Below are 21,163 nucleotides of genomic sequence, written 5' to 3' on the forward strand. Positions count from 1 at the left end.
AAACGCCGCGCTTGTTTCCGCAGCCGGTGTTTGCTACCTGCCGCGCCTCACCACGAGCGGTCGTGGCGGAATTGGTAGACGCGCAGCGTTGAGGTCGCTGTGGGGCAACCCGTGGAAGTTCGAGTCTTCTCGACCGCACCATCCTGCTTCGCCTCCGGGCTTCGCAGGATTCGTGAATCAGGGCCTTAGGCAGAGAACGAGCAAAGCCGTCCGAACATAGCGCCCCTTTGTGGGAAGAACGGGGAGGTCCGCATGAGCCGCGAAACGGACGACCTCGCCGACGTCGCCGAGCCGGAGGAAGACCTCGAAGACCTCGCGCTCGAAGACGACTATGCGCTGAACCCGGACTTCGTGAGCGACGTGGCCGACGCCCTGGAGCGGGGCGACGCGGATCGCCTGCGCGAGCTTCTCGGCGCGCTGCATCCCGCCGACGTGGCGGACCTGATGGGGTTCCTGTCGGCCGGCGACCGTGAAGAGCTGATCCCGCACCTCGACCCGGAGACCCTGGCCGAGATCCTCAGCGAACTGGACACCGAGATCCGCGAGGAGGTGCTGGAGCACGTCCCGTCCGCCACGCTGGCCAAGGCCATCGGCGAGATGGAGTCGGACGACGCCGCCGACGTCGTCGACGACCTGGAGGCCGACAAGCGCGCCGAGGTCATGGCCGCCATCCCCGAGGTGGAGCGGGCGGCCATCGAGACCACGCTGGCCTACGACGACGAGACCGCCGGGCGGCTGATGCAGCGCGAGGTGGTGGCCGCGCCGCAGTTCTGGACCGTGGGCCAGGCCATCGACCATTTCCGCCGCGAAGCCGACGACCTGCCCGAACTGTTCTTCGACATCTACGTGGTCGACCCGGCCTACAAGCCGGTGGGCGCCGTGCCTGTGAGCCACCTGCTGCGCGTCGGCCGCCAGACGCCGCTCGCCCAGATCATGGAGCCGGTGAACGAGATCGACGCGACCCTCGACCAGGAAGAGGTCGCCTACATCTTCGACAAGTACCACCTGATCTCGGCGCCGGTGGTCGACAAGGACGGCCGCCTCGTGGGCCAGATCACCGTCGACGACATTGTCAGCGTCATCCAGGAGGAGAGCGAGGAGGACATCCTCGCCCTGGCCGGCGTGAGCGACGCGGGCCGCGACGCCAGCGTGGGCGACATCGTGCGCTCGCGCCTGCCGTGGCTGGTCCTCAACCTGGCGACCGAGGCGGTGGCGGTGCAGGCCATCGGCGCCTTTCAGGGCGAGATCGCCAAGCTGGTGACCCTGGCCATCCTGATGCCCATCGTCGCGTCCGTGGGCGGCACGGCGGGGACGCAGGCCCTGGCGGTCGCCGTGCGCGCGCTCGCCGCGCGCGAGCTGACGGCGGCCAACTCGATGCGGATCGTCGGCCGCGAGATGATCGTGGGTCTGATGAACGGGGCCGTCGTGGGGCTGGTCATGGCCGTGGCCACGTTCGCCTTCTTCCACGACCTGCGGCTGAGCGTGACGATCGCCCTGGCGCTGATCGTCAACATCTTCCTGGCCGCCGCGGCGGGCGTGCTGGCGCCGCTCGGGCTGGAGCGGCTCGGCCGCGACCCGGCCGTCAGCTCCTCCGTGTTCGTAACTTTCGTCACGGACCTCATGGGTTTCCTGTCTTTTCTGGGACTCGCGAGCCTCATCCTGCTGTAACTGGCGTCAGGCTTGCCCCTGACCCGGTCGGGCGCATGCCGCCTGTGCCGATTTGGGACGAATAGAGCTCGTGCTCTCGCGCCACCGCGTTTCCCGGGCGGCCATCGAACTGATCAAGCGGTTCGAGGGCTATCGCCGGACTGCCGCCCAGTTGCCCGACGGGCGCTGGACGATCGGCTACGGCCATACGCTGACCGCGCGCGAGGGCGCCGAGGTCTCCGAGCCGGACGCCGAGGCGCTGCTGGTCTATGACCTGATCGCCGTGCAGCACGCGGTGAACGAGGGGTTGCTGGCTCCCGTCACCCAGAACCAGTTCGACGCCCTCAACAGCTTCGCGTTCAACGTGGGGACCGACAACTTCCGCCGCTCGCAGGTGCTGAAGCGGCTGAACGCCGGCGCGGCCGTGCAGGCGGCGTGCGCGATGGAGCTGTGGCGCAAGGCCGACTTCGAGGGCGAGCGGATCGTCATCGACGCCCTGGTCCGCCGGCGAGCGGCCGAGAAGGCGTTGTTCCTGACCCCGCCCAACGACGCCTGGACGCCGGCCCCGTCGCCGCTGCTGCGGCCGGTGATCGACCTGGACGCCCTGGATCTGGTGCCGCTGCGCCGGCCCGTGGAGGTCGAGGCCTCGTTCGAGGGCGCCAGGGTGACCGCGCGCCGCGACGACCTGCCCGAGGAAGACCTGCCGCCCGAACCGACGCCCGAGTTGGCGGCGCCGGCGCTGACCGCGGCGGCCGAGCAGATCGCCAGCCGCCTCGAGGCCATCTTCCCCGACACGGACGACGCGCCGACGCTCGTCGACCTGGGCGACGACCCGCTGGTGGGCGAGGGGCGCGACGTCCGTCCGCAGGCCGACTTCGCCCCTCCGGTCACCGAGCGCTCCGATGCGCCCGAACCGCGCGCCGCGCCGGAGGCCGAGGTGGTCGCCGCCATGGCCGAGCGCGCCGTGTTCGAGCCGCCGGTGGTGGACGCCGAACTGGCGATCCCGCTGGCTCCGGGCGGCCGCGAGTCCGAGCCGCAGCTCGAGGCCGCCGCCGAGGGGCCGGCCGAGCCGGAGCCCTACGAGTTCATCCCGGCGCGCCTGCGGCCCGAACCGAAGCCCAGGGAGCCCTCGGTCGTCTGGGACCTGCTGCTGGCGCTGTTCGGGCTGGCCTTTTTCGGCTTCGCGGTCTTCTGGGGGCTCTCGGCGCGCCCGACGCCCGATGGCGCGGTGGTCACGCCGCAGATGGTGGCCTGGAGCGCGGGACTGGCCGGGGTCGGCTTCGTGGCGGTGGCGGTCTACCGCCTGCTGCAGCGGATGGGACGCGCGGCCGAGCGGGACTGAGGGTGCGCCGGGCCGCGTCGCAGACCCCTGGCCGGTTCGCGCGCGCCGCGCGGCTGTGCTAACCCGCGCCACATGATCCCGAACCACGGACCCAGCCTCGAATTCGGCCTCGGCGAGAGCGCGGACATGATCCGCGACACCACCGCCCGCTTCGCCGCCGACAAGATCGCTCCGCTCGCCGCGGAGATCGACGCCACCAACACCTTCCCGCGCGCGCTCTGGCCGCAGATGGGCGAGCTCGGCCTGCACGGCGTCACGGTGGAGGAGGAGTACGGCGGCCTGGGCCTGGGCTACCTCGAGCATGTGGTGGCGGTGGAGGAGGTGTCGCGCGCCTCGGCCTCGATCGGCCTCAGCTACGGGGCGCACTCGAACCTCTGCGTGAACCAGCTTCGCCGCTGGGGCACGCCCGAGCAGAAGGCGCGCTACCTGCCGAAGCTGATCAGCGGGGAGCATGTGGGCTCGCTGGCCATGAGCGAGGCCGGCTCGGGCTCGGACGTGGTCTCTATGCGCCTGCGCGCCGAGAAGAAGGGCGACCGCTACGTGCTGAACGGCACGAAGTTCTGGATCACCAACGCGCCGCACGCCGACACCCTGATCGTCTACGCCAAGACCGACCCGGACGGCGCCTCGCGCGGCATCACCACCTTCCTGATCGAGAAGGGGTTCAAGGGCTTCAGCGTCAGCCAGAAGCTGGACAAGATGGGCATGCGCGGCTCCGACACCGGCGAACTGGTGTTCGAGGACTGCGAGGTGCCGGAAGAGAACGTCATGGGCCCGGTCGGCGGCGGCGCCGGCGTGCTGATGAGCGGCCTGGACTACGAGCGCACGGTGCTGTCGGGCGGGCCGCTGGGGATCATGCAGGCCTGCCTGGACGTGGTGCTGCCCTATGTCCGCGAGCGCAGGCAGTTCGGCAAACCCATCGGCTCGTTCCAGCTCATGCAGGGCAAGATCGCCGACATGTATGTCGCGCTGAACTCTTCGCGCGCCTACGTGTATGCTGTGGCCAAGGCCTGCGATGCGGGCCTGACGACGCGGTTCGATGCGGCTGGGGCCATCCTGATGGCGAGCGAGAACGCCGTGAAGGTGAGCCTGGAGGCGATCCAGGCGCTGGGCGGGGCCGGGTACACGAAGGAGTACCCGGTGGAACGCCTGCTGCGCGACGCCAAGCTCTACGACATCGGCGCCGGCACCAACGAGATCCGGAGGTTCCTCATCGGACGGGAGCTTGTCGGCGGGTGAGATCGGCGGGGGCCATCGTTCTGCTGGCGGGCGTCGCCCTTGCGGGTTTAGGGCTCGCGGGCTGCCAGACGGCGCCCCCGAAGCCGCTGTGCCCGGCCGGGCAGGCGGAACTGCGCACCGCCCAGGTGTTCCTGGCCGCCAAGGCGCCGGCCAGGCTGAACGACACCGACATCCGCAAGTTCGTCGACCAGGAGGTCACGCCGCGGTTCCCGGACGGGGTCACCGTCGTGGACGGCGGCGGCCAGTGGAAGGGCGACGAGAACCAGATGATCCGCGAGGCCGCCAAGGTGCTGATGATCGTGCTGCCGGCCAAGGGCGACCCGGTGGGCCAGGTCGAAGCCGTCCGCGCCGCCTACCGCGCCAAGTTCAAGCAGGAGTCCGTGGTCGTCCTGCCGCCGCCCGCCTGCATCGCGCTCTGACCACCGCTTGTCCCGGCATTCGCTGGATGAGCGGGCTATGAGATGGCGGCCGCGTGTGAGGCGCGCAGGATCTCCGCCGTCGCCGCGTCCGCGGGGAAGAAGGTCTCCAGGGTCAGTTCCGACAGCGTGATGTCGACCGGGGTGCCGAACACCGTCGTCGTTGTCAGCATCGAGAGCAGGTTGTCGTCGGCCATCATCTGCAACGGCATGGCGACGCCGCCGAGGTCCTCCGAGCGGCGGTCGGAGGCGGGCGGCTTCGGGTAGCTCCTGATCTCGTCGATGAGCGCGTTGAGGCCGGGATCGGCGGTCAGCTCCGCCTGGCGGCGCAGGCGCTCCAGCATGTGGGCGTGCCATTCGCCCAGGTTCACGATGCGCGGCGCGAGGCCCTTGGGGTGCAGCGACAGGCGCACCACGTTGATCGGCCCGGTCATCAGCTCGGGATCGACGCCCTGGATCAGCGGCATGACCGCGGCGTTGGCGGCCACCAGGTTCCAGCGCAGGTCGACGGCGAGGGCGGGGAAGGGCTCGTGGCCCTTCAGGATCACGTCGACGGCGCGGCGGGCGGCGGCGAGGTCCGGGTCGTCCAGGCGGCGCTCGGGAAAGACCGGCGCGAAGCCGGCGGCGACGAGCATCACGTTTCGGTCGCGCAGCGGGATGTCTAGCTGCTCGGACAGGTGCAGCACCATCTCGCGGCTCGGCTGCGAGCGGCCGGTCTCCAGGAACGACAGGTGTCGCGTGGAGATCTCGGCGTCGAGGGCGAGGTCGAGCTGGCTCATCCGCCGGCGCATGCGCCAGGCGCGCAGGTACTCGCCGACGGGTTTCTGTGGCGTGCTCATGGGGCGAAGCTTACCGGCGCCGGGAAGCGCGTCCATGACGTGAGAGGTAATGGCGGCGCGCGCCAACGCGCGATGGTTGCGCGCAGGCGAAGCTGCCGGCATCGTGGAGGCGACGGGTGGGGACCCACGCATGCGTGCAATCAGTTGGATCGGCCTCGCGATGGTCGTGGCGGCGGCGCCGGCATGGGCCGCGGACAAGAAGAGGCCAGATGCCTCGGAGGCGAACTGGGCGAGCCGCCCGACCGAGGCGGAGGTCGCCGCGGCCCTGAACCCGGTCATCAAGACGGACGCGCTCTACCGCGCCGTCGTGCGTTGCGGGGTCGCGGACGATGGCGCGCTGACGGATTGCAGGATCGAGCGCGAGACGCCGGCCAACAGCGGCGTGGGCGCCGCGACGCTGTCCCTGGCCCCCAAGTATCGGCGAAAGCCGCCGGGCAAGTCCGATCCGCGGGAAGTTCGGATCATCCAGGGCGACGAGTCCGTGGACAAGGCTGCGGATTGGCTGAGGCGGCCGACGCCCGAGCAACTGCTCGCGGTGTTCCCGACCCAGGCCTACAGGCGCGGGCAGAGCGGCAAGGCGATCATCAACTGCATCGTCACGGTCCAGGGGGCGCTCACGGACTGCGCCACGATGGAGGAGACGCCGGCGGGGGCCGGATTCGGCGGTGCGGCCATCGCCTTGACCCCCCAGTCCCTCATGCGACCGGCCCAGAAGGGCGGCAAGCCGGTCGCCTCGGTCGTGAACATGCCGATCAACTTCCGCATGGATGGTCCGGGCGACTCGTTTGCGACGAGGCGCGTCATCGACGCCGCGATCGCCTGGACTGAGGCTCCCACCTACGACGAGGTGGCCGAGGCCTATCCGGCCAAGGCCCGGGCCCAACGGAAAGGCGGCCGTGCAACGGTGGCCTGCGACATGACGGGAGAGGGTCGCCTCGCGGACTGTCAGACCATCTCGGCCGATCCGAAGGGCTACGGTTTCGAGGCCGCAGCGAAGTTGCTGGCCAAGCGCTTCAGGCTCGAGGTGCGCAGCGACGAAGATCGCAAGGCCGCCAAGGGCCTCGAGTTCCACGTGCCGATCGTCTTCGACCCCGGAATGCTCGACCCGGCGACGCGTGTCGTGGGCAAGCCGTCCTGGTCGTCGCTGCCGACGCAGCTCCAGTTGCTCGCCGCCTTCAAGGACGTGAAGGCGGCCGGGAGTTCGCGCGCGGTCCTGGACTGCGCCGTGCGGGCCGGCGGCGTCCTGGGAGATTGCAAGGTGACGTCCGAGACGCCCGCCGGCGTCGGCGTGGCGGCCGCGGCGCTCGGCGCGACGCCATCGTTCCGCCTCACCACCTGGACCGCCGAAGGACTGCCGGTCGTCGGCGGCCGCGTGACGATCCCCATCCGCTACGAGGCCCCCGCGCCGCCGGCGCCGTCTCCGAAATAGCGAAAGGCCGCCCCATCGCTGGGGCGGCCTTTCCATAGTCGGACCGCTGAGCGGTACGCGACCGTGCCTAGTGGCTAGGCGCGAACCCCGTAAACGGAGGTCCAGGTCACGGTCACCGCAGTGCGGCTTTCACTATGAGACACTGGGTCACCTCCTTTCAGTTGTTGAACACCCTTCGAATATGGGGGCGCGTCGCGCGCCTCCGCAAGGTTCATTCCGCCGCAGCGTGCGCGGAGGCCATGAAGGGAGCCGCATGGCCGCCTGGCGCCTGCTGTTCGCGCAGGGAGGGGCGGCGGCGCAGTTCGGCCAGCGGCCGGGTCAGCTTGTCGAGGGCCGCGAGGGTGGCGCGATAGCCCGCCTCGACCGCCTCGTCGTAGGCCTCCCAGTCGCGGATTTCGATGCCGGAGACGTCGGGCTGGACGAGGACGTCGGTGGCCTCGCGCGCCGCAGCGAGGTCGCGGCCGGTCGAGACCGTGGCGGTGCGCATGAGGAGCGACACGATCGGCGGCCCGAGCCGCCACTGGCCCGAGCGGATCCAGCGCCAGACCGAAGAGGGCCGCGCGACGTCGTTGGCCGTGATGCTGCGCGCGGTGGTGACGTCGACGCCGACGATGGGGCCGGTCATGGCCGCGCGCATGATGTCGGCCGGGAAGTTCTTCATCACCGCGCCGTCCACCAGCACGTTCTGGCCGTCGGTGGCGGGCGGCAGCACGCCGGGCAGCGAGATGGTCGCCCGCAGCGCCTGGCGGAGCAGGCCCCGTCGATGGAGCTGGTAGGCCCCGGTAGTCAGGTTGGACGACAGGCAGAAGAACGGCAGCCAGAGGTCGGCGATCTGCGTCTCGCCGAAGTGGTGCGCGAGCCGCTCGCTCACCTTCACCCCGTGGGTCATGGCCAGGAGCGGCAGGGCGATGTCGTCCAGCGGGCTGGTGGTGACGAAGGCCTCCTTCAGGCGGCGGTCCATCTCCTCCTGGTTCCAGCCCATCGCGAGGCCGGCGCCCACCACCGCGCCCATGGACGAGCCGCCGACGAAGTCGATGGGCACGCCGCGCTCCCGCAGCGCCTTGATCGCGCCGGCGTGGGCATAGGCGCGCGCGCCGCCGCCCGAGAGCACCAGCCCCACGGACTGGCCGGTCAGGACGCGGGCCAGCCGTTCGAAGTCGGGTTCGTTCCCGCGCCGGACGTGGAACACGCGCGCCGCGCCCGTGCCGTCCAGCCAGGCCTCCGAGCCTTGCGGCCGGACCGTCTCGGCCGGCTGCACGAGGATCAGGTCGACGAGACCCTGGTCCTGCAGGGTCGCGGCGCCGTGCGGACTGGCCGAGGCCTCGGCCGGCCGGTCGCCGCGGCCGACGCGGAACAGCCGGTCCACCTGCCGCGGCACGAACGGCGCCCAGGCGGTCTCGTCGCGCTCGGCGACGTAGAGGACGAAGTCGTGCGTGCGCTCGACCTCCGAGAACCACTCGGTCGGCGCCGAGGCCGCCTCGCCGCCGATGGTGGTGACCTGGTAGCCGAGGGCGGCGATCTCGCGCTCCAGCCGCTCGACGATGGGGCGGATCGGTCCGGGGCGGCCGACGGGGATGAATCCGAAGACCGAGGGATCGCCGACCGGCCCGCGCCGCGCGGTCTGGCGGCTGCGCAGGATCATCAGCTTGGCGAGCTCGATCATCACGTCGGCGTCGGCGTCGCAGGCGTCGAAGAAGGCCTGCTTCGGGATGGCGAATATCTCGGAGTCGCGGAGCGCATAGACGTCGGCCGAATGCGGGATGCCGGCGATCAGCGCCATTTCGCCCGCCGGTTCGCCGGGGCGGATCACGCCCAGGAACTGCGCCTCCTGGCCCTCCTCGCGGCGGAAGGCGCCCAGGCGGCCGGTCCGCACGACGTAGAGGTTGTCGGACGGATCGCCCTGGCCGAACAGCTTCGAGCCGCCGGGCACGGAGAACCAGATGGTCTCGGCCCGGGCGTCCGGCTGACGGAACAGCCGGGCCAGGGCCGAATCGGCCTCGATTTCAGGCAGGCTCGCCACGGTACGAAGGGTAGCGCCGCTCGCCGCCGAGAGCTACGCCTGTGCGTTGTCGCGTCGCGCAAGGAGGCCGCATGACCAATGAAATCGCCCACCCGCTGGTGGAATTCCCGGACGTCAGCGCGACCTCCGATCTGGTGCATATCCACGCGACGCAGGCGGGCGCGGTGACGGTGACGATGAACCGGCCGGCCCGGAAGAACGCCTTCAACGACGACCTGATCTCGGCGCTGGAGGAGGCGTTCGAGACCCTCAAGGGCGCCGAGGGCGTGCGGGTGGTGTTCGTGCGCGGCGCGGGCGGGACGTTTTCGGCGGGCGCCGACCTCGACTGGATGCGCGCGGCGGTGGATCGCACCGAGGCCGACAACCGCGCCGACGCTATGACCTTGGCGAAGATGCTGAAGGCGCTCTACGACCTGCCGGCGCTGACCGTGGCGCTGGTCGAGGGCGGGGCCTACGGTGGCGGCGTGGGCCTGGCGGCCTGCTGCGACATGGCGGTGGCGACGCGCGGCGCGAACTTCAGCTTCTCGGAGGCGCGGCTGGGCCTGATCGCGGCCACCATCAGCCCCTACGTCGTCCAGGCCATCGGGCCGCGGAACGCGCGGGCGCTGTTCGCCAGCGCCCGGGTGTTCGACGCCGCCTACGCCGAGAAGGTCGGGCTGGTGAACGAGATCGTGGCGGACGCCGCGGGCCTGAACGAGGCCGCACACCGGATCGCGCGCGAGATTCTGGCCTGCGCGCCCGGCGCGGTGGAGGCCTCCAAGCGGCTGGTGGACGAGGTCGCCGGGCGGCCGATCGACCGCGGGCTGATGGAACTGACGGCGCACCGGATCGCCGCCGCGCGGGTCGGCGAGGAGGGGCAGGCGGGCGTCCGCGCGTTCCTGTCCAGGCAGACGCCCCCGTGGGCGCAATGACCGGGCTCGATGACGCACTTTCCAAGGCGCTGAAGCGGCCCTAATCCGGGGCCGATGGCCCTGCACATGATCAAGCTGGTGGTGGGCGCCGCCACCATCGAGGACCTGCTGGACTGGCGCGCCCGCAACGCCGTGACCGGCGAGCCCTGGATCCTGCGCACGCGCATGACGCCGAAGCGGGCGCCGGAGATGGTCGACGGCGGCTCGGTCTACCGCGTCTTCAAGGGCGTGATCCTGTGCCGGCAGAAGATCCTGGCCGTGGACACGGTGGGCGAGGGCGCGGCCGCCCGCTGCCACGTGACGCTGGACGAGGCGGTCGTGCGCGTGGCGCCGACGCCGCGCCGGGCCTTCCAGGGCTGGCGCTATCTCGACGCGAAGGATGCCCCGCCCGACCTGGACGAGGCGGCGTTCGGCGACGTGCCGGACGAGCTGGCGCGGCAGTTGCGCGAAGCGGGCGCGTGGTGAGGCCGGAACTCGCTCCCTCCTCCAAGGAGGAGGGCTCCTGAGGGCCTAATCTCCCACGTTGTCGATCAGCCGGGTCCTGCCGAGGCGGGCGGCGGCGAGGACGCGGACGGGACCGGTCGCCGGGCCGGGGCCGAGGCGTTCCAGCGTGGCCGGGTGGCGGACCTCGACGTAGTCGATCTTCTGGAAGCCGGCGCGGGCGAGCGCGTCGAGGGCGAGGCTCTCCACGGCAGCCACGGATTCGCCGTCGCGCAGGCTCTGGAGCAGCGCCTGCAGGACCTGGTGCAGCGCCGGCGCCTGGGCCCGCTCCTCGGGCGTGAGGTAAGCGTTGCGGGAAGACAGCGCGAGGCCGTCGTCGGCCCGCATCGTCGGCGCGCCCACGATCTCCGCGGGGATGTCCAGGTCGGCGACCAGCCGCCGGATCACCGCGAGTTGCTGGAAATCCTTCTGGCCGAACACCGCCACGTCGGGGCCGCACTGGTTCAGAAGCTTGGTGACCACGGTGGCGACGCCCGCGAAGTGGCCCGGCCGCGCCGCGCCCTCCAGGGGATCGGTGACGCCGCTGACGGTGACGGTGGTGGACGCGCCCTGCGGGTACATCTCGGCGACGGCCGGCGCGTAGAGGAGGTGGCAGCCGGCGGCTTCCAGAAGTTCGGCGTCGCGGGCCTCGTCGCGGGGGTAGGCGTCGAAGTCCTCGTTGGGTCCGAACTGGGTGGGGTTCACGAACACGCTCGCCACCGCGCGGTCGGCCTTCCCGCGCGCGACCCGGACCAGCGACAGGTGTCCCTCGTGCAGAGCGCCCATGGTGGGCACGAAGCCGACGCTCAGCCCGCTGGCCCGCCAGGCGCGGACCTGCGCACGGAGGTCGGCGACGGTGCGGACGACGGGGAGCGGCATGGCGCGGGCTTATGGCGCTCGGGGCGCCGCAAGTCCATCCATGGGCCGCGCCGAGCGGTCACGTTGACGCATCGGTGCGTGGCGCGGTCAGCTAGAATGGCGTTGAGTCGGCTCCAGGGGGCCGTCGGGGAGCTAGAGAGAGCCATGGGCCAGGCCAGCGTCATCGTGGTCGGCAACGAGAAGGGGGGAGCGGGCAAGTCCACCCTCGCCATCCACATCGCCACCGCCTTGCTGCACGGGAAGGCGAAGGTCGCCGTGCTCGACCTGGACCTGCGCCAGCAGACGCTGGGTCACTTCTTCGCGAACCGGGCCGCCTGGCTGGCCGCGAACGCGGCCGAGGCGCCGATGCCGATCGAGCACGCGATCAGCTCGGCCGGCGACGCGCTCGCCAAGGCGCCCGAGGCCGAGCAGTTGGCCCGGTTCGAGGCGGCGTTCGGCGAGGTGAGCCAGACGGCCGACTTCGTGCTGATCGACACCCCCGGGAGCGATACGGCCATCAGCCGGGCCGCCCACTCGCGCGCCGACCTCATCGTGACGCCGATGAACGACAGCTTCGTCGACTTCGACATGCTGGGCGTGGTGGACCCGGTGACGCTCGATCTGAAGCGCCACTCCCTCTACGCCGAGACGGTCTGGAGCTGCCGCAAGCAGCGCGCCACCGCAGAGCGCAAGCAGATCGACTGGGTGGTGCTGCGCAACCGCCTGGCGCCGACCGAGGCCCGCAACCGCCGCCGCCTGGACGAGCGGGTCGAGGCGCTGTCGAAGAAGGTGGGCTTCCGGGTCGGGCCCGGCCTGCGCGACCGGGTGATCTACCGCGAGCTGTTCCCGTTCGGCCTGACCGTGGCCGACCTCTCGCCGGCGATCCGGCCGGTGGCCATGAGCCTGCAGCACGTGGCGGCGCGCCAGGAGCTGCGCGCGCTGATGGTCGCGCTGGGCTTCCAGGGACTGGACGACGCCGAACGCATCGCGGCCGAATAGGCGGATGCTCTATCTCCTGCTCGGGGGCGCGCTGCTCGCGGGCTACTTCTGGCTGAACGGCCGACGGTTCCCGGTGCTGAAGCGCCGGGAATGGCGCGTCGTCTCGGGGGCGGCGGCGCTGGTGGCCTTCACGGCGGCTGCATGGTCGGGCGTGCGGGGCGGCTGGGGACCGACCGTCGTCCTGGTGGTCGTGGGCCTGTGGTTCGCCGCCTCGGCGCGCAGGATCGAGGCGACGGGCGCGAAGCCGCCGCCTGCGGCCCGGATGAGCGAGGACGAAGCCCGGCGGATCCTGGGCGTCGTCGAGGGCGCGACCCGCGAGGAGATCCAGGCGGCCTACACGCGTCTCATGCGCGCCGTGCATCCGGACAAAGGCGGCACCGCCGGGCTCGCGGCGCAGCTCAACGCGGCGCGGGACCGGCTGCTGAAGTAGCCGGGGAAGGGGATCAGCCGCGGCCCGGCGCCATGACGACGCAGGGCTGCTTCTTGGCCTTGAGGGCCTTGCAGGCGTCCCTGGCGTCTTCCTCGGTCATGCCCTGGAACCGGGCGCGGTACTTGCCGCCGTCCTTCTCGGCCACGGCGCGGGCGTCGTCGACGTGCCGGCCGAAGCGCTTCTCGACGAGGGACAACTGCTCGCGGGCGTCGGAACGGCTGTTGAACGAACCGACCTGCACGGTCCAGCGGCCGCCAGCCTGCGCCTTGGCCTTGCCGGAGAGCTTCGGCACCGAGCGGGGCTCGACGATCTGGATCTGCGAGGCGCGCGCCGGCGGCGGCGAGGAGGCGAGGCGGACCGACAGGCTGTCGCCCGTGTCGCCCTGGGCCATCTGCGGCTCGGTGGCGGCGGCGAGTTGCGGCGGCTCGAAGAAGTTCTGCGCGACCTTGATGTCCTCGCCCAGGCCGCGGCGGCGGATCACGTCGAAGCCGGTGAGCAGCAGGCTCTCGGCGACGCGGTCGCGGGTGATGCGGGTCGGACCGCCCAGCACCACCACGATCAGGCGACGGCCGTCCTTCACGCCCGAGATGGCGATGTTGAACCCCGAGGCGTTGGTGAAGCCGGTCTTCAGGCCGTCCACGCCCGGCGTGTTGCTGAGCATGTGGTTGTGGTTCGTGATCGTGCGGCCCCGGAAGTTGAACGAGACCTGGCTGAAGAAGCGGTAGTACTGCGGATAGTCGCGCATGGCCGCGCGCGACAGGATGGCGATGTCGCGGGCCGTCGACAGGTTGCGCGTGTTCGGCAGGCCGTTGGCGTTCGCGAAGTTGGTGTTGGTCATGCCCAGTTCCTGGGCGCGCAGCGTCATGAGCGCGGCGAAGCGCTGCTCGGTGCCGCCCAGCTTCTCGGCCATGGCCACCGAGGCGTCGTTGGCCGACAGCGTACACATCGCCTGGATCGCCTCGAGCACCGAGATCGAATCCCCCGCGCGGATGCCCAGCTTCGTCGGCGACTGCGCCGCGGCGTGCGGCGAGAAGACGACCCGGTCGTCCAGGCCGATGCGACCCGCCGAAAGCGCCTCGAAGGTGAGGTAGAGGGTCATCACCTTGGTGATCGACGCGGGATACCGCGGAGCGTCCGCGCGTTTCGCGTAGAGCACCTCGCCCGTCTTCGCGTCGACGACGATCGACGCGTACTTGGACGAATTCTGCGGGATGAGCTGAAGGTAAGGGACCTGCGCCATGGCGGCCGGGGCGACCCCGCCGATGGCCATGGCGAACGCCAGGCCGAGGGAAAGCAACAGGCGGCGGGCGTGCTGGATCATGCTTCGTCCGTCGAATCAACGCGTTGAGATGGCGACATGCCACCCGAGGGAGTCGGTAGCATGCCGTGCGTACCCTTTCATGAGGGTAAACAAGGATTGAACAGGCGCAAATGCCGCAGTCGATGCGCGCGGCGGGTTTTCCGAGGGAAGAGGCGCGGCGGCGGATGGGCGAATGCAGCAGTTATGTTGCAGCGCACAAAAATGCGTTGACTTGTGCAGTGCAGCATGGAATAAGCCGGTTCGTGATTTGGGGCGGTCCGCCCCGCCGCCTCCGTTTGTCACCCCATTCCAGCAGGAGCCTCCCATGGCCGCCGCCGACGCCGCGAAGACCACTGTCGAACAGTTCACCACCGCCTCCAACGTCGCCTTCAAGGAAGGCATCGAAAAGGGCCTGGCCGCGATGAACGAGCTGAACGCCCACTCGAAGAAGAACCTCGAAGCCGTCGTCGCCTCGGCGACCGCCTCGGCCAAGGGCGCGGAAGCCCTGGGCGCCCAGGCGATGGCCTTCTCCAAGGCCGTGTTCGACACCCAGGTGTCGGCCGCCAAGTCGCTCGCCGGCGCCAAGAGCGTGCAGGAAGTGGTCGAGCTGCAGACCTCGTTCGCCAAGACCGCGCTCGAGACCTACATGGCCGAGTTCACCAAGATGTCGGACACCGTGTCGGCCTCGGTGAAGGAATCGATGAAGCCGATCAACGAGCGCGTGACCGCGACCGTCGAGAAGTTCCAGGCGGTCCGCTGAGCGCCTGACGATTTTCCGAGTAGCGCAAGCGTAAGGAAGGGCCGGCCCGGCGAGGGCCGGCCCTTTTTCTTTGGCCCCTTTTTCTTCGCGAAGGGGGGCGCTAAGCGTTCGCCATGTCCAAGGTCGAAGAACGCCTCGCCGCCGCCGGCATCGAACTGCCGGCGCCCAACGCCCCGGTCGCCAACTATGTGCCCTTCGTGAGGGTCGGCGAGTTGGTACACATCTCCGGCCAGGTCTCGGTGGACGCCTCGGGCGGTATCCGCGGCGTCGTGGGCGAGGACGTGGATTTCGAGACCGCCGTCCGGGCCGCGCGCATCTGCGGGATCAACCTGCTGGCGCAGATGAAGGCCGCCTGCGAGGGCGACCTGGAGCGGGTGGTGCGCGTGGTCAAGCTGGGCGGCTTCGTCCAGGCGGGGCCCGGCTTCTTCGACATTCCCAAAGTCGTGAACGGCTGCTCCGACGTCATGGTCGAGGCCCTGGGCGACGCCGGCCGCCACGCGCGCTCGGCCGTGGGCGTCTACCGCCTGCCGCTGAACTTCGCCGTCGAGGTCGACGCGGTGGTGCAGGTCAGGTGAGGGGAGACTTCGGCCAGGCCTGGGAACTGCTGTTCCACCCGCCGATCGCGCATCGCGGGCTCTGGAGCCCCGACGGTCCGCCGGAGAACTCGCTCGGCGCCTTCCAGGCCGCTTGCGCCAGGGGCTACGGCATCGAACTGGACGTCCAGCTTTCCGCCGACGGCGAGGCGATGGTGTTCCACGACGACAAGCTCGCGCGAATGTGCGGCGTCGAGGGCCGCGTGCGCGACTTCACGGCCGCCGAGCTGGGCGAGATGCGCCTGAAGGGCACGGACGAAAAGATTCCGACACTGCTCGAGACCCTGGTGGTCGTCGGCCACCGGGCGATGGTTCACGTCGAGCTCAAGACGCCGTTCGGCGAGGTCGGCGCGCTGGAGCAGCGGACGCACGAGGTGATCGCCGACCACAACGGGCCGCTCTGCGTGATCGGCTTCAATCCCTACAGTCACGCCTGGTTCGCCGACCGCTATCCGGGCGTGCTGCGGGGCCTCGACAGCTACTCGTGGGACAAGGCGCCCCACATGAACGAGACGCAGCGCCGGTCGTTCGCCGGGCTGGAGCATGTGGCGATCGCGCGGCCGCACTTCCTGGCGCTGGGACTCGACATGCTGCCGAGCGCAAAGGCCGCCGAGCACCGCGCGAAGGGCATGCCCGTCGTCGCCTGGACGGTCCGCGAGCCGGGGCAGTGGGCCGCGATCAAGGACGGCTGCGACAACCTGATATTCGAAGGCTTCATCCCTGAAGAGGCCGTGGCGTGAAGCTGAAGCCGGCGGTCGCCGTGGCCCGCCGCATCGCCGAGATCGGCCGCGAGGCGTGGGACGCCTGCGCCGACAATCCCGTCTACGAGGGCAACCCCTTCATCCGCTTCGACTTCCTGGACGCCCTGGAAGAGGCCAACTGCGCCGTGGAGCGCACGGGCTGGGGGCCGCAGCATCTCTCGGTCGAGGACGAGCATGGGCGGGTCGCGGCGGCGATGCCGCTCTACCTGAAGAGCCACAGCCAGGGGGAGTACATCTTCGACCACGCCTGGGCCGACGCCTACGAGCGGGCGGGCGGGCGCTACTATCCGAAGCTGCTGTCGGCCGCGCCGTTTACGCCGGCCACCGGCGCGCGGCTCCTGTGCCGGCCGGATGTCGATCCGCAGGAAGCCTGGGGCATGCTGTTGGGCGGCGGCCTGCAGCTCTGCGAGCGGTTCGGCGCCTCGGGGCTCAACCTCAACTTCGTCACCGAGGCCGAGTGGAACTGGCTGGGCGGGCAGGGGCTGGGGCGGCGCGAGGGCCAGCAGTACCACTGGGAGAACCACGGCTACCGCGACTTCGAGGACTTCCTGGGCGCGCTGTCGTCGGGGCGGCGCAAGACCATCCGGCGGGAGCGGCGCGAGGCGCAGGGCGCGGCCGAGATCCGCTGCCTGACCGGCGCCGATCTGACCGAGGACCACTGGGACGCCTTCTTCCGCTTCTACATGGACACCGGTTCGCGCAAGTGGGGGCGGCCCTACCTGACGCGGGCCTTCTTCTCGATGCTGGGCGAGCGGATGGCCGACCGCGTGCTGCTGGTGATGGCGGCGCGCGAGGGGCGCTGGATCGCCGGCGCGCTGAACCTGATCGGCGCCGACTGCCTCTACGGCCGCCACTGGGGCTGCGTGGAGGACGTGCCGTTCCTCCACTTCGAGCTCTGCTACTACCAGGCTATCGCGTGGGCGATCGAGCACGGGCTGCGGCGGGTGGAAGCCGGCGCTCAGGGCCAGCACAAGATCGCGCGCGGCTACCTGCCCCGACCGGTCTACTCCGCCCACTGGATCGCCGACCCGGCGCTGCGTGGCCCCGTGGAGCGGTTCCTGGCCCAGGAGCGGCAGGCGGTGGACCAGGAGATGGAGTGGCTGGAAGAGGCCTACTCTCCGTTCAGGGAAGGCGCCTGAACGAAGAAGGCCGCCCCTGAGGGCGGCCTTCGACAACGCAGACTTGGAGAGTGTGCCTCAGGCCAGCGCGGCCCGGCGGCGACGCAGGCCCGCGCCGGCGATGCCGAAGCCGCCGATCATCAGGGCCCAGGTGGCCGGTTCCGGCACGCCGCCGGTGCTGCCGATGTTCGCCGTGGTCAGGAAGGCAATGTACTGCCGGCCCTGCTGGAGCTGGACGTTGAAGGCGCCGATGTTCGTCCAGGCGTAGGTGTCGCTGACCGGGATGGTCGTGGCGGTGCTGTAGAGGACCGGACCCACCGGGCGCGTGCCGTCGAAGGCCGCGACCACGAAGTTCGCGTCGACCGGGCCCAGCGAGGCCTCGCAGGGGCCTTCGCAGCCGCCGCCGCCGCCGCCACCGCCCGAGTAGTTGTGGATCAGGAAGTTGAACGAGGTCAGCGCGCCGCCCGGCGCGAAGAAGGTCTGGCCGTAGCTCGTCGTGTCGGGATCACCGAAGCTGAAGATGAATTCGCTGCCGTTCCACGAGTCGTAGTTGCTGTAGGTCGCCTCTTCGAAGGTCGCATTGAACACGACGTTGCCGGCGCCGAACTGGGTGGTCCACGCGCCGCCGTGTTCAAACGGATCCTGGCCGCCGGAGTTCAGGAAGGCGAACGAGCCGCCGAGGCCGCCGTTGTCGCCGGTCGCGGCCCATTGCGATTGGGTCACCGGGTCGGCGAACGCGGTGGTCGCGGCGCCGGCCAGGACGAAGGCCGCCGCAGCGGCCGTGAAAAGCTTGAGTGTGCGCACGAGAGGATGCCCCATCCAAAGTTGCGATGGGAGTTCCCCACTCACCATCAAGTCCAACCATAGGACGGCGATGCGCTGCGGCGAACTCCCTTCAACTGGCTGGGGAATCGCCTCTCGGGAAAACACCTCCGAGCGTGCATATGGACCAGTCTGGGTCGCCGCCTTCCGCCGCGTGCTCCAGGGGAGTTCGCATAAAGGTCAGGAACGCTCCCATGCCTGGCGCAGGAGCGCCGTCACCGAGGCGTCCACGTCCTGCGGCGACGTCAGCAGCAACTGGCCCCTCAGCCGGTTGCCCCAGCTCTCGCTCTTGCCGCGGGGCTGGAGCCGCCGGTCGGCGTCGGGCTCCACGGCCAGGCCCAGCATGACGTGGCCGCCCTTCACGGGGCGTGCAGCCGCCATCTGCACCTTGCGCGAGAAGGCGGTGAAGCTCTTGCGCTGGCCGATGACGGTGTCGGGCAGGGCGCTCACGGCCGCCTCCAGGGCCGACAGGATCGCCTCGGAGCCGGCGTCCTTCCACAGGGCCGCGCGCAGGCCGTCGGCGTCATCCCAGCTCATGGCCGAGGGAAAGGCCACGGACAGCACATGCGCGGCGCGGTTGACGCCCAGGCCGTGATGCTCGCGCAGCCAGTCCGTGCGCGCCCTGGGCGCCTCGTGCGGGCAGGTCTTCGCGATGGCGACCCACGCCTCGATGGTCTTGCCGGTGTCGCGCTGCAGGCTGGCCTCCACCGAGGCGAACCACTTCTTCTGGCGTTCGGTGAGCCCCTGGGGGCGATCGTTCGCCGGCTTTCCGGTCGTGCCCATCGTTCCGCCCCCCGCCGCGATTTGCTAGGCCTGCTCCCGACATTCGGGAGCACGCCATGAGCTTGGACGGGACCTACGACGCGGGCAACATCTTCGCCCGGATCCTGCGCGGCGAGATGCCGTCCGTGCGCGTGTTCGAGGACGACCATGTGCTGGCGTTCATGGACGTCTTCCCGCAGGCCAGGGGGCACACGCTGGTCATCCCCAAGCATTCGACGGCGCGCAACTTCCTGGAGGAGGCGCCGGAGAATGTCGGGCCGTTGCTGCTGGGCGTACAGCGGGTGGCCAGGGCCGTGCGCGCGGCGCTGACTCCGGACGGGATCGCGATCAGCCAGTTCAACGGGGCGGTCTCGGGCCAGACGGTCTACCACCTTCACTTCCACATCATCCCGCGCTGGGAGGGTGTCCCGCTCGGGCGGCATGGGGAGGGCATGGCGGACGTGGAGGAACTGAAGGGCCTGGCCGAGCAGATCGCCGCGAAGATCGCCTAAGGAAGGAACGCCGATGAACACCGTTCTCATCACCGGCTGCTCGTCCGGATTCGGCCTGGACACGGCGCGCTGTTTCCTCGACCGGGACTGGCGCGTCATCGCCACGATGCGCACGCCGCGCGAGGACCTGCTGCCGAAGTCCGACCGCGTGAAGGTGCTGCCGCTCGACGTGACCGACGCGGAGAGCATCGCGGCCGCCATCGAGGCGGCGGGGCCGTTCGACGTGCTGGTGAACAACGCCGGCGTCGGCATGGTCGGCCCGCTGGAAGGCGTCCCGATGGACAAGATCCGCGAGCTCATCGAGACCAACACCCTCGGCACGATCGCCATGACACAGGCCGTGCTGCCGCAGTTCCGGGCGCAGGGCTCTGGCGTGGTCGTCAACGTGACGTCGGGCGTCACCTTCCAGGCGCTGGCGATGATGTCGGTCTACACGGCCAGCAAGGCGGCGGTGAACGCGTTCACGGAGTCGGTGGCGCTGGAACTGGAGCCGCTGGGCATCCGCATGCGGATCGTCATCCCGGGCCGTGCGCCCGAGACCGCGTTCGGCGACAACGCCCGGGGCCGCATGGGCATGAACATCCCGGAGCCCTACATGGGTGTGGCGCAGCAGGTCTTCGGCCGCATCCAGGCCGGCGGCCCCGTCACCCATTCGCACGATGTCGCCGAGGCGGTCTGGCGGGCGGCGACCGACCCGTCGTGTCCGATGCGCCTGCCGGCCGGCGCAGACGCCGTCGCGCGCGCCGGCGGGGCCGGCTAGGGCGTGGCGGAAGCGGGCCTGCGGCGTCTGGCCGGTTGAGTTCGCGGCCCCGCGCGCGTATCCGTGACGCATCATGGACAACGCGGCCTCAACCGGAACGCCCCTGATTTCAGGGGCTGAGGCGCGTTCCGCCGCGCCGTTCCTGCCGATGTGCCGCGCCGAGATGGACGCGCTGGGCTGGGACGCCTGCGACATCGTGCTGGTCACCGGCGACGCCTACGTGGATCACCCCAGCTTCGGCATGGCGATCATCGGCCGGCTGCTGGAGGCGCAGGGCTTCCGCGTCGGCATCATCTCCCAGCCCGACTGGCAGTCGGCCGAGGCGTTCAAGGCGCTGGGCAAGCCGCGCGTCTTCTTCGGCGTCACCGGCGGCAACATGGACTCGATGGTCAACCGCTACACGGCGGACCGTCGCATCCGCAGCGACGACGCCTACACGCCGGGCGGGGAGGGCGGCAGGCGGCCGGACCGCTGCACGCTGGTCTATTCGCAGCGCTGCCGCGAGGCGTTCAAGGACGTGCCGATCGTCCTGGGGGGTATCGAGGCCTCGCTGCGCCGGATCGCGCACTTCGACTACTGGTCCGAGAAGATCCGCCGCTCGGTGCTGGCCGACGCCAAGGCCGACCTGCTGCTCTACGGCAACGCGGAGCGGGCGGTGGTGGAGGTGGCCAACCGGATCGCCGCGGGCGAGGCGCCGCGGGACCTCACCGACGTCCGGGGCGTGGCGCTGTTCCGCAAGGTTCCGGAGCACTACACGGAGCTGCCCGCCGACGACCTCGACAGCGCCGACGAGGGCGCTGCGCGCAGGCCGGGCGACGTGGTCGTCCGGCTGCCGTCCTACGAGCAGGTGGAGCAGGACAGCGAGGCCTATGCGCGGGCCTCGCGCGTGCTGCACCGGGAGAGCAACCCCGGCAACGCGCGCCCGCTCGTCCAGCGGCACGGCGACCGCGACCTGTGGCTCAACCCGCCCCCGATCCCGCTGACGACGGCGGAAATGGACAGCGTCTATGACCTGCCCTACGCCCGGGCGCCGCATCCGTCCTACGGCGACGCGAAGATTCCCGCCTGGGACATGATCCGCTTCTCGGTGACCATCATGCGCGGCTGTTTCGGCGGCTGCACCTTCTGCTCGATCACCGAGCACGAGGGGCGCGTCATCCAGAGC

Annotated in this window: 22 protein-coding genes and 1 tRNA gene; 17 read left to right on the forward strand and 6 right to left on the reverse strand. The window is 70.6% G+C overall.

Features of this window, described 5'->3' with window-relative positions:
* The first annotated feature begins 56 nt into the window (after positions 1-56).
* The 5 genes from JNL41_RS19100 (at position 57) to JNL41_RS19120 (ending at position 4,647) form a co-directional block, all read left to right on the forward strand.
* Positions 57-141, forward strand: a tRNA-Leu gene (locus JNL41_RS19100).
* A 111-nt stretch (positions 142-252) separates the two neighbouring features.
* Positions 253-1,668, forward strand: a complete 1,416-nt coding sequence (gene mgtE, locus JNL41_RS19105; protein WP_293477722.1) for a magnesium transporter — start codon at positions 253-255, stop codon at positions 1,666-1,668.
* A gap of 70 nt (positions 1,669-1,738) precedes the next feature.
* The gene (locus JNL41_RS19110) at positions 1,739-2,989 is read left to right on the forward strand and encodes a lysozyme (RefSeq protein WP_293477724.1); all 1,251 of its coding nucleotides are present in this window, start codon (positions 1,739-1,741) and stop codon (positions 2,987-2,989) included.
* A 72-nt stretch (positions 2,990-3,061) separates the two neighbouring features.
* The gene (locus tag JNL41_RS19115; RefSeq protein ID WP_293477726.1) at positions 3,062-4,228 is read left to right on the forward strand and encodes an isovaleryl-CoA dehydrogenase; all 1,167 of its coding nucleotides are present in this window, start codon (positions 3,062-3,064) and stop codon (positions 4,226-4,228) included.
* A complete protein-coding gene (locus tag JNL41_RS19120) occupies positions 4,225-4,647 on the forward strand; it encodes a DUF3574 domain-containing protein (protein WP_293477728.1) in 423 nt (140 codons plus the stop codon). The genes JNL41_RS19115 and JNL41_RS19120 overlap by 4 nt, the downstream gene beginning before the upstream one ends.
* Positions 4,648-4,682: 35 nt before the next feature.
* On the opposite strand, the gene JNL41_RS19125 is transcribed toward JNL41_RS19120, so the two are convergent.
* Entirely contained in the window at positions 4,683-5,483 is an 801-nt protein-coding gene (locus JNL41_RS19125; protein ID WP_293477730.1) for a helix-turn-helix transcriptional regulator, read from the reverse strand.
* 130 nt (positions 5,484-5,613) lie between these two features.
* On the opposite strand from JNL41_RS19125, the gene JNL41_RS19130 reads away from it, so the two are divergent.
* A complete protein-coding gene (locus tag JNL41_RS19130; protein WP_293477732.1) occupies positions 5,614-6,912 on the forward strand; it encodes a TonB family protein in 1,299 nt (432 codons plus the stop codon).
* Positions 6,913-7,123: 211 nt separating this feature from the next.
* Here JNL41_RS19130 and JNL41_RS19135 read toward each other — a convergent pair whose 3' ends face one another.
* Positions 7,124-8,932 carry a patatin-like phospholipase family protein gene (locus JNL41_RS19135; RefSeq protein ID WP_293477734.1) on the reverse strand — a complete coding sequence of 603 codons (1,809 nt, stop codon included), beginning with the start codon at positions 8,930-8,932 and terminating at the stop codon, positions 7,124-7,126.
* Between the two features lie 71 nt (positions 8,933-9,003).
* Between JNL41_RS19135 and JNL41_RS19140 the strand changes: the two genes are divergently transcribed.
* Both JNL41_RS19140 and JNL41_RS19145 read left to right on the forward strand, forming a co-directional pair.
* Positions 9,004-9,843, forward strand: a complete 840-nt coding sequence (locus JNL41_RS19140) for an enoyl-CoA hydratase-related protein (RefSeq protein WP_293477736.1) — start codon at positions 9,004-9,006, stop codon at positions 9,841-9,843.
* A gap of 54 nt (positions 9,844-9,897) precedes the next feature.
* Positions 9,898-10,308 carry a DUF1489 domain-containing protein gene (locus JNL41_RS19145; protein WP_293477737.1) on the forward strand — a complete coding sequence of 137 codons (411 nt, stop codon included), beginning with the start codon at positions 9,898-9,900 and terminating at the stop codon, positions 10,306-10,308.
* Between the two features lie 45 nt (positions 10,309-10,353).
* Here the strand turns inward: JNL41_RS19145 and panC are convergent, their stop codons facing one another.
* Positions 10,354-11,202 carry a pantoate--beta-alanine ligase gene (panC, locus tag JNL41_RS19150; RefSeq protein WP_293477738.1) on the reverse strand — a complete coding sequence of 283 codons (849 nt, stop codon included), beginning with the start codon at positions 11,200-11,202 and terminating at the stop codon, positions 10,354-10,356.
* A gap of 144 nt (positions 11,203-11,346) precedes the next feature.
* On the opposite strand from panC, the gene JNL41_RS19155 reads away from it, so the two are divergent.
* Together JNL41_RS19155 and JNL41_RS19160 are read left to right on the forward strand one after the other, a co-directional pair.
* A complete protein-coding gene (locus JNL41_RS19155) occupies positions 11,347-12,180 on the forward strand; it encodes a division plane positioning ATPase MipZ (protein ID WP_293477739.1) in 834 nt (277 codons plus the stop codon).
* A 4-nt stretch (positions 12,181-12,184) separates the two neighbouring features.
* Positions 12,185-12,610 (forward strand): DnaJ domain-containing protein, encoded by a 426-nt coding sequence (locus JNL41_RS19160; RefSeq protein ID WP_293477741.1) that lies wholly within the window; start codon positions 12,185-12,187, stop codon positions 12,608-12,610.
* A gap of 13 nt (positions 12,611-12,623) precedes the next feature.
* On the opposite strand, the gene JNL41_RS19165 is transcribed toward JNL41_RS19160, so the two are convergent.
* Positions 12,624-13,931, reverse strand: coding sequence for a D-alanyl-D-alanine carboxypeptidase (locus JNL41_RS19165; protein WP_293477743.1), 1,308 nt, complete (start codon positions 13,929-13,931; stop codon positions 12,624-12,626).
* A 304-nt stretch (positions 13,932-14,235) separates the two neighbouring features.
* On the opposite strand from JNL41_RS19165, the gene phaP reads away from it, so the two are divergent.
* The 4 genes from phaP to JNL41_RS19185 all read left to right on the forward strand — a co-directional run bounded on the left by phaP (position 14,236) and on the right by JNL41_RS19185 (position 17,163).
* A complete protein-coding gene (gene phaP, locus JNL41_RS19170) occupies positions 14,236-14,670 on the forward strand; it encodes a TIGR01841 family phasin (protein ID WP_293477745.1) in 435 nt (144 codons plus the stop codon).
* A 113-nt stretch (positions 14,671-14,783) separates the two neighbouring features.
* Positions 14,784-15,245 (forward strand): RidA family protein, encoded by a 462-nt coding sequence (locus tag JNL41_RS19175; RefSeq protein ID WP_293477747.1) that lies wholly within the window; start codon positions 14,784-14,786, stop codon positions 15,243-15,245.
* Positions 15,242-16,003 carry a glycerophosphodiester phosphodiesterase gene (locus tag JNL41_RS19180; RefSeq protein WP_293477749.1) on the forward strand — a complete coding sequence of 254 codons (762 nt, stop codon included), beginning with the start codon at positions 15,242-15,244 and terminating at the stop codon, positions 16,001-16,003. Before JNL41_RS19175 ends, JNL41_RS19180 begins: the two co-directional genes overlap by 4 nt.
* Positions 16,000-17,163 (forward strand): GNAT family N-acetyltransferase, encoded by a 1,164-nt coding sequence (locus tag JNL41_RS19185; RefSeq protein ID WP_293477751.1) that lies wholly within the window; start codon positions 16,000-16,002, stop codon positions 17,161-17,163. The genes JNL41_RS19180 and JNL41_RS19185 overlap by 4 nt, the downstream gene beginning before the upstream one ends.
* Positions 17,164-17,220: 57 nt before the next feature.
* Here JNL41_RS19185 and JNL41_RS19190 read toward each other — a convergent pair whose 3' ends face one another.
* Positions 17,221-17,946 (reverse strand): PEPxxWA-CTERM sorting domain-containing protein, encoded by a 726-nt coding sequence (locus tag JNL41_RS19190; RefSeq protein WP_293477753.1) that lies wholly within the window; start codon positions 17,944-17,946, stop codon positions 17,221-17,223.
* 198 nt (positions 17,947-18,144) lie between these two features.
* Entirely contained in the window at positions 18,145-18,747 is a 603-nt protein-coding gene (locus tag JNL41_RS19195) for a DUF5655 domain-containing protein (protein WP_293477755.1), read from the reverse strand.
* A gap of 56 nt (positions 18,748-18,803) precedes the next feature.
* Between JNL41_RS19195 and JNL41_RS19200 the strand changes: the two genes are divergently transcribed.
* The 3 genes from JNL41_RS19200 to JNL41_RS19210 form a co-directional block, all read left to right on the forward strand.
* Positions 18,804-19,238 (forward strand): HIT family protein, encoded by a 435-nt coding sequence (locus tag JNL41_RS19200; RefSeq protein ID WP_293477756.1) that lies wholly within the window; start codon positions 18,804-18,806, stop codon positions 19,236-19,238.
* A gap of 13 nt (positions 19,239-19,251) precedes the next feature.
* A complete protein-coding gene (locus tag JNL41_RS19205) occupies positions 19,252-19,998 on the forward strand; it encodes an SDR family oxidoreductase (protein WP_293477757.1) in 747 nt (248 codons plus the stop codon).
* 148 nt (positions 19,999-20,146) lie between these two features.
* Positions 20,147-21,163, forward strand: a 1,017-nt coding sequence (locus tag JNL41_RS19210) for a YgiQ family radical SAM protein (protein WP_293477758.1), incomplete at its 3' end; no start/stop codon positions are given.

Origin of the sequence: Phenylobacterium sp., assembly GCF_016793285.1 — a bacterium.
Classification (GTDB): domain Bacteria; phylum Pseudomonadota; class Alphaproteobacteria; order Caulobacterales; family Caulobacteraceae; genus Phenylobacterium.

Coding starts and splice junctions, on each gene's coding strand:
- phaP (WP_293477745.1), top strand. CDS start 14,236: ATGGCCGCCGCCGACGCCGCGAAGACCACTGTCGAACAGTTCACCACC.
- JNL41_RS19160 (WP_293477741.1), top strand. CDS start 12,185: ATGCTCTATCTCCTGCTCGGGGGCGCGCTGCTCGCGGGCTACTTCTGG.
- JNL41_RS19155 (WP_293477739.1), top strand. CDS start 11,347: ATGGGCCAGGCCAGCGTCATCGTGGTCGGCAACGAGAAGGGGGGAGCG.
- JNL41_RS19195 (WP_293477755.1), bottom strand. CDS start 18,747: ATGGGCACGACCGGAAAGCCGGCGAACGATCGCCCCCAGGGGCTCACC.
- JNL41_RS19130 (WP_293477732.1), top strand. CDS start 5,614: ATGCGTGCAATCAGTTGGATCGGCCTCGCGATGGTCGTGGCGGCGGCG.
- JNL41_RS19145 (WP_293477737.1), top strand. CDS start 9,898: ATGGCCCTGCACATGATCAAGCTGGTGGTGGGCGCCGCCACCATCGAG.
- JNL41_RS19175 (WP_293477747.1), top strand. CDS start 14,784: ATGTCCAAGGTCGAAGAACGCCTCGCCGCCGCCGGCATCGAACTGCCG.
- JNL41_RS19165 (WP_293477743.1), bottom strand. CDS start 13,931: ATGATCCAGCACGCCCGCCGCCTGTTGCTTTCCCTCGGCCTGGCGTTC.
- JNL41_RS19200 (WP_293477756.1), top strand. CDS start 18,804: ATGAGCTTGGACGGGACCTACGACGCGGGCAACATCTTCGCCCGGATC.
- JNL41_RS19115 (WP_293477726.1), top strand. CDS start 3,062: ATGATCCCGAACCACGGACCCAGCCTCGAATTCGGCCTCGGCGAGAGC.
- panC (WP_293477738.1), bottom strand. CDS start 11,202: ATGCCGCTCCCCGTCGTCCGCACCGTCGCCGACCTCCGTGCGCAGGTC.
- JNL41_RS19140 (WP_293477736.1), top strand. CDS start 9,004: ATGACCAATGAAATCGCCCACCCGCTGGTGGAATTCCCGGACGTCAGC.
- JNL41_RS19125 (WP_293477730.1), bottom strand. CDS start 5,483: ATGAGCACGCCACAGAAACCCGTCGGCGAGTACCTGCGCGCCTGGCGC.
- mgtE (WP_293477722.1), top strand. CDS start 253: ATGAGCCGCGAAACGGACGACCTCGCCGACGTCGCCGAGCCGGAGGAA.
- JNL41_RS19205 (WP_293477757.1), top strand. CDS start 19,252: ATGAACACCGTTCTCATCACCGGCTGCTCGTCCGGATTCGGCCTGGAC.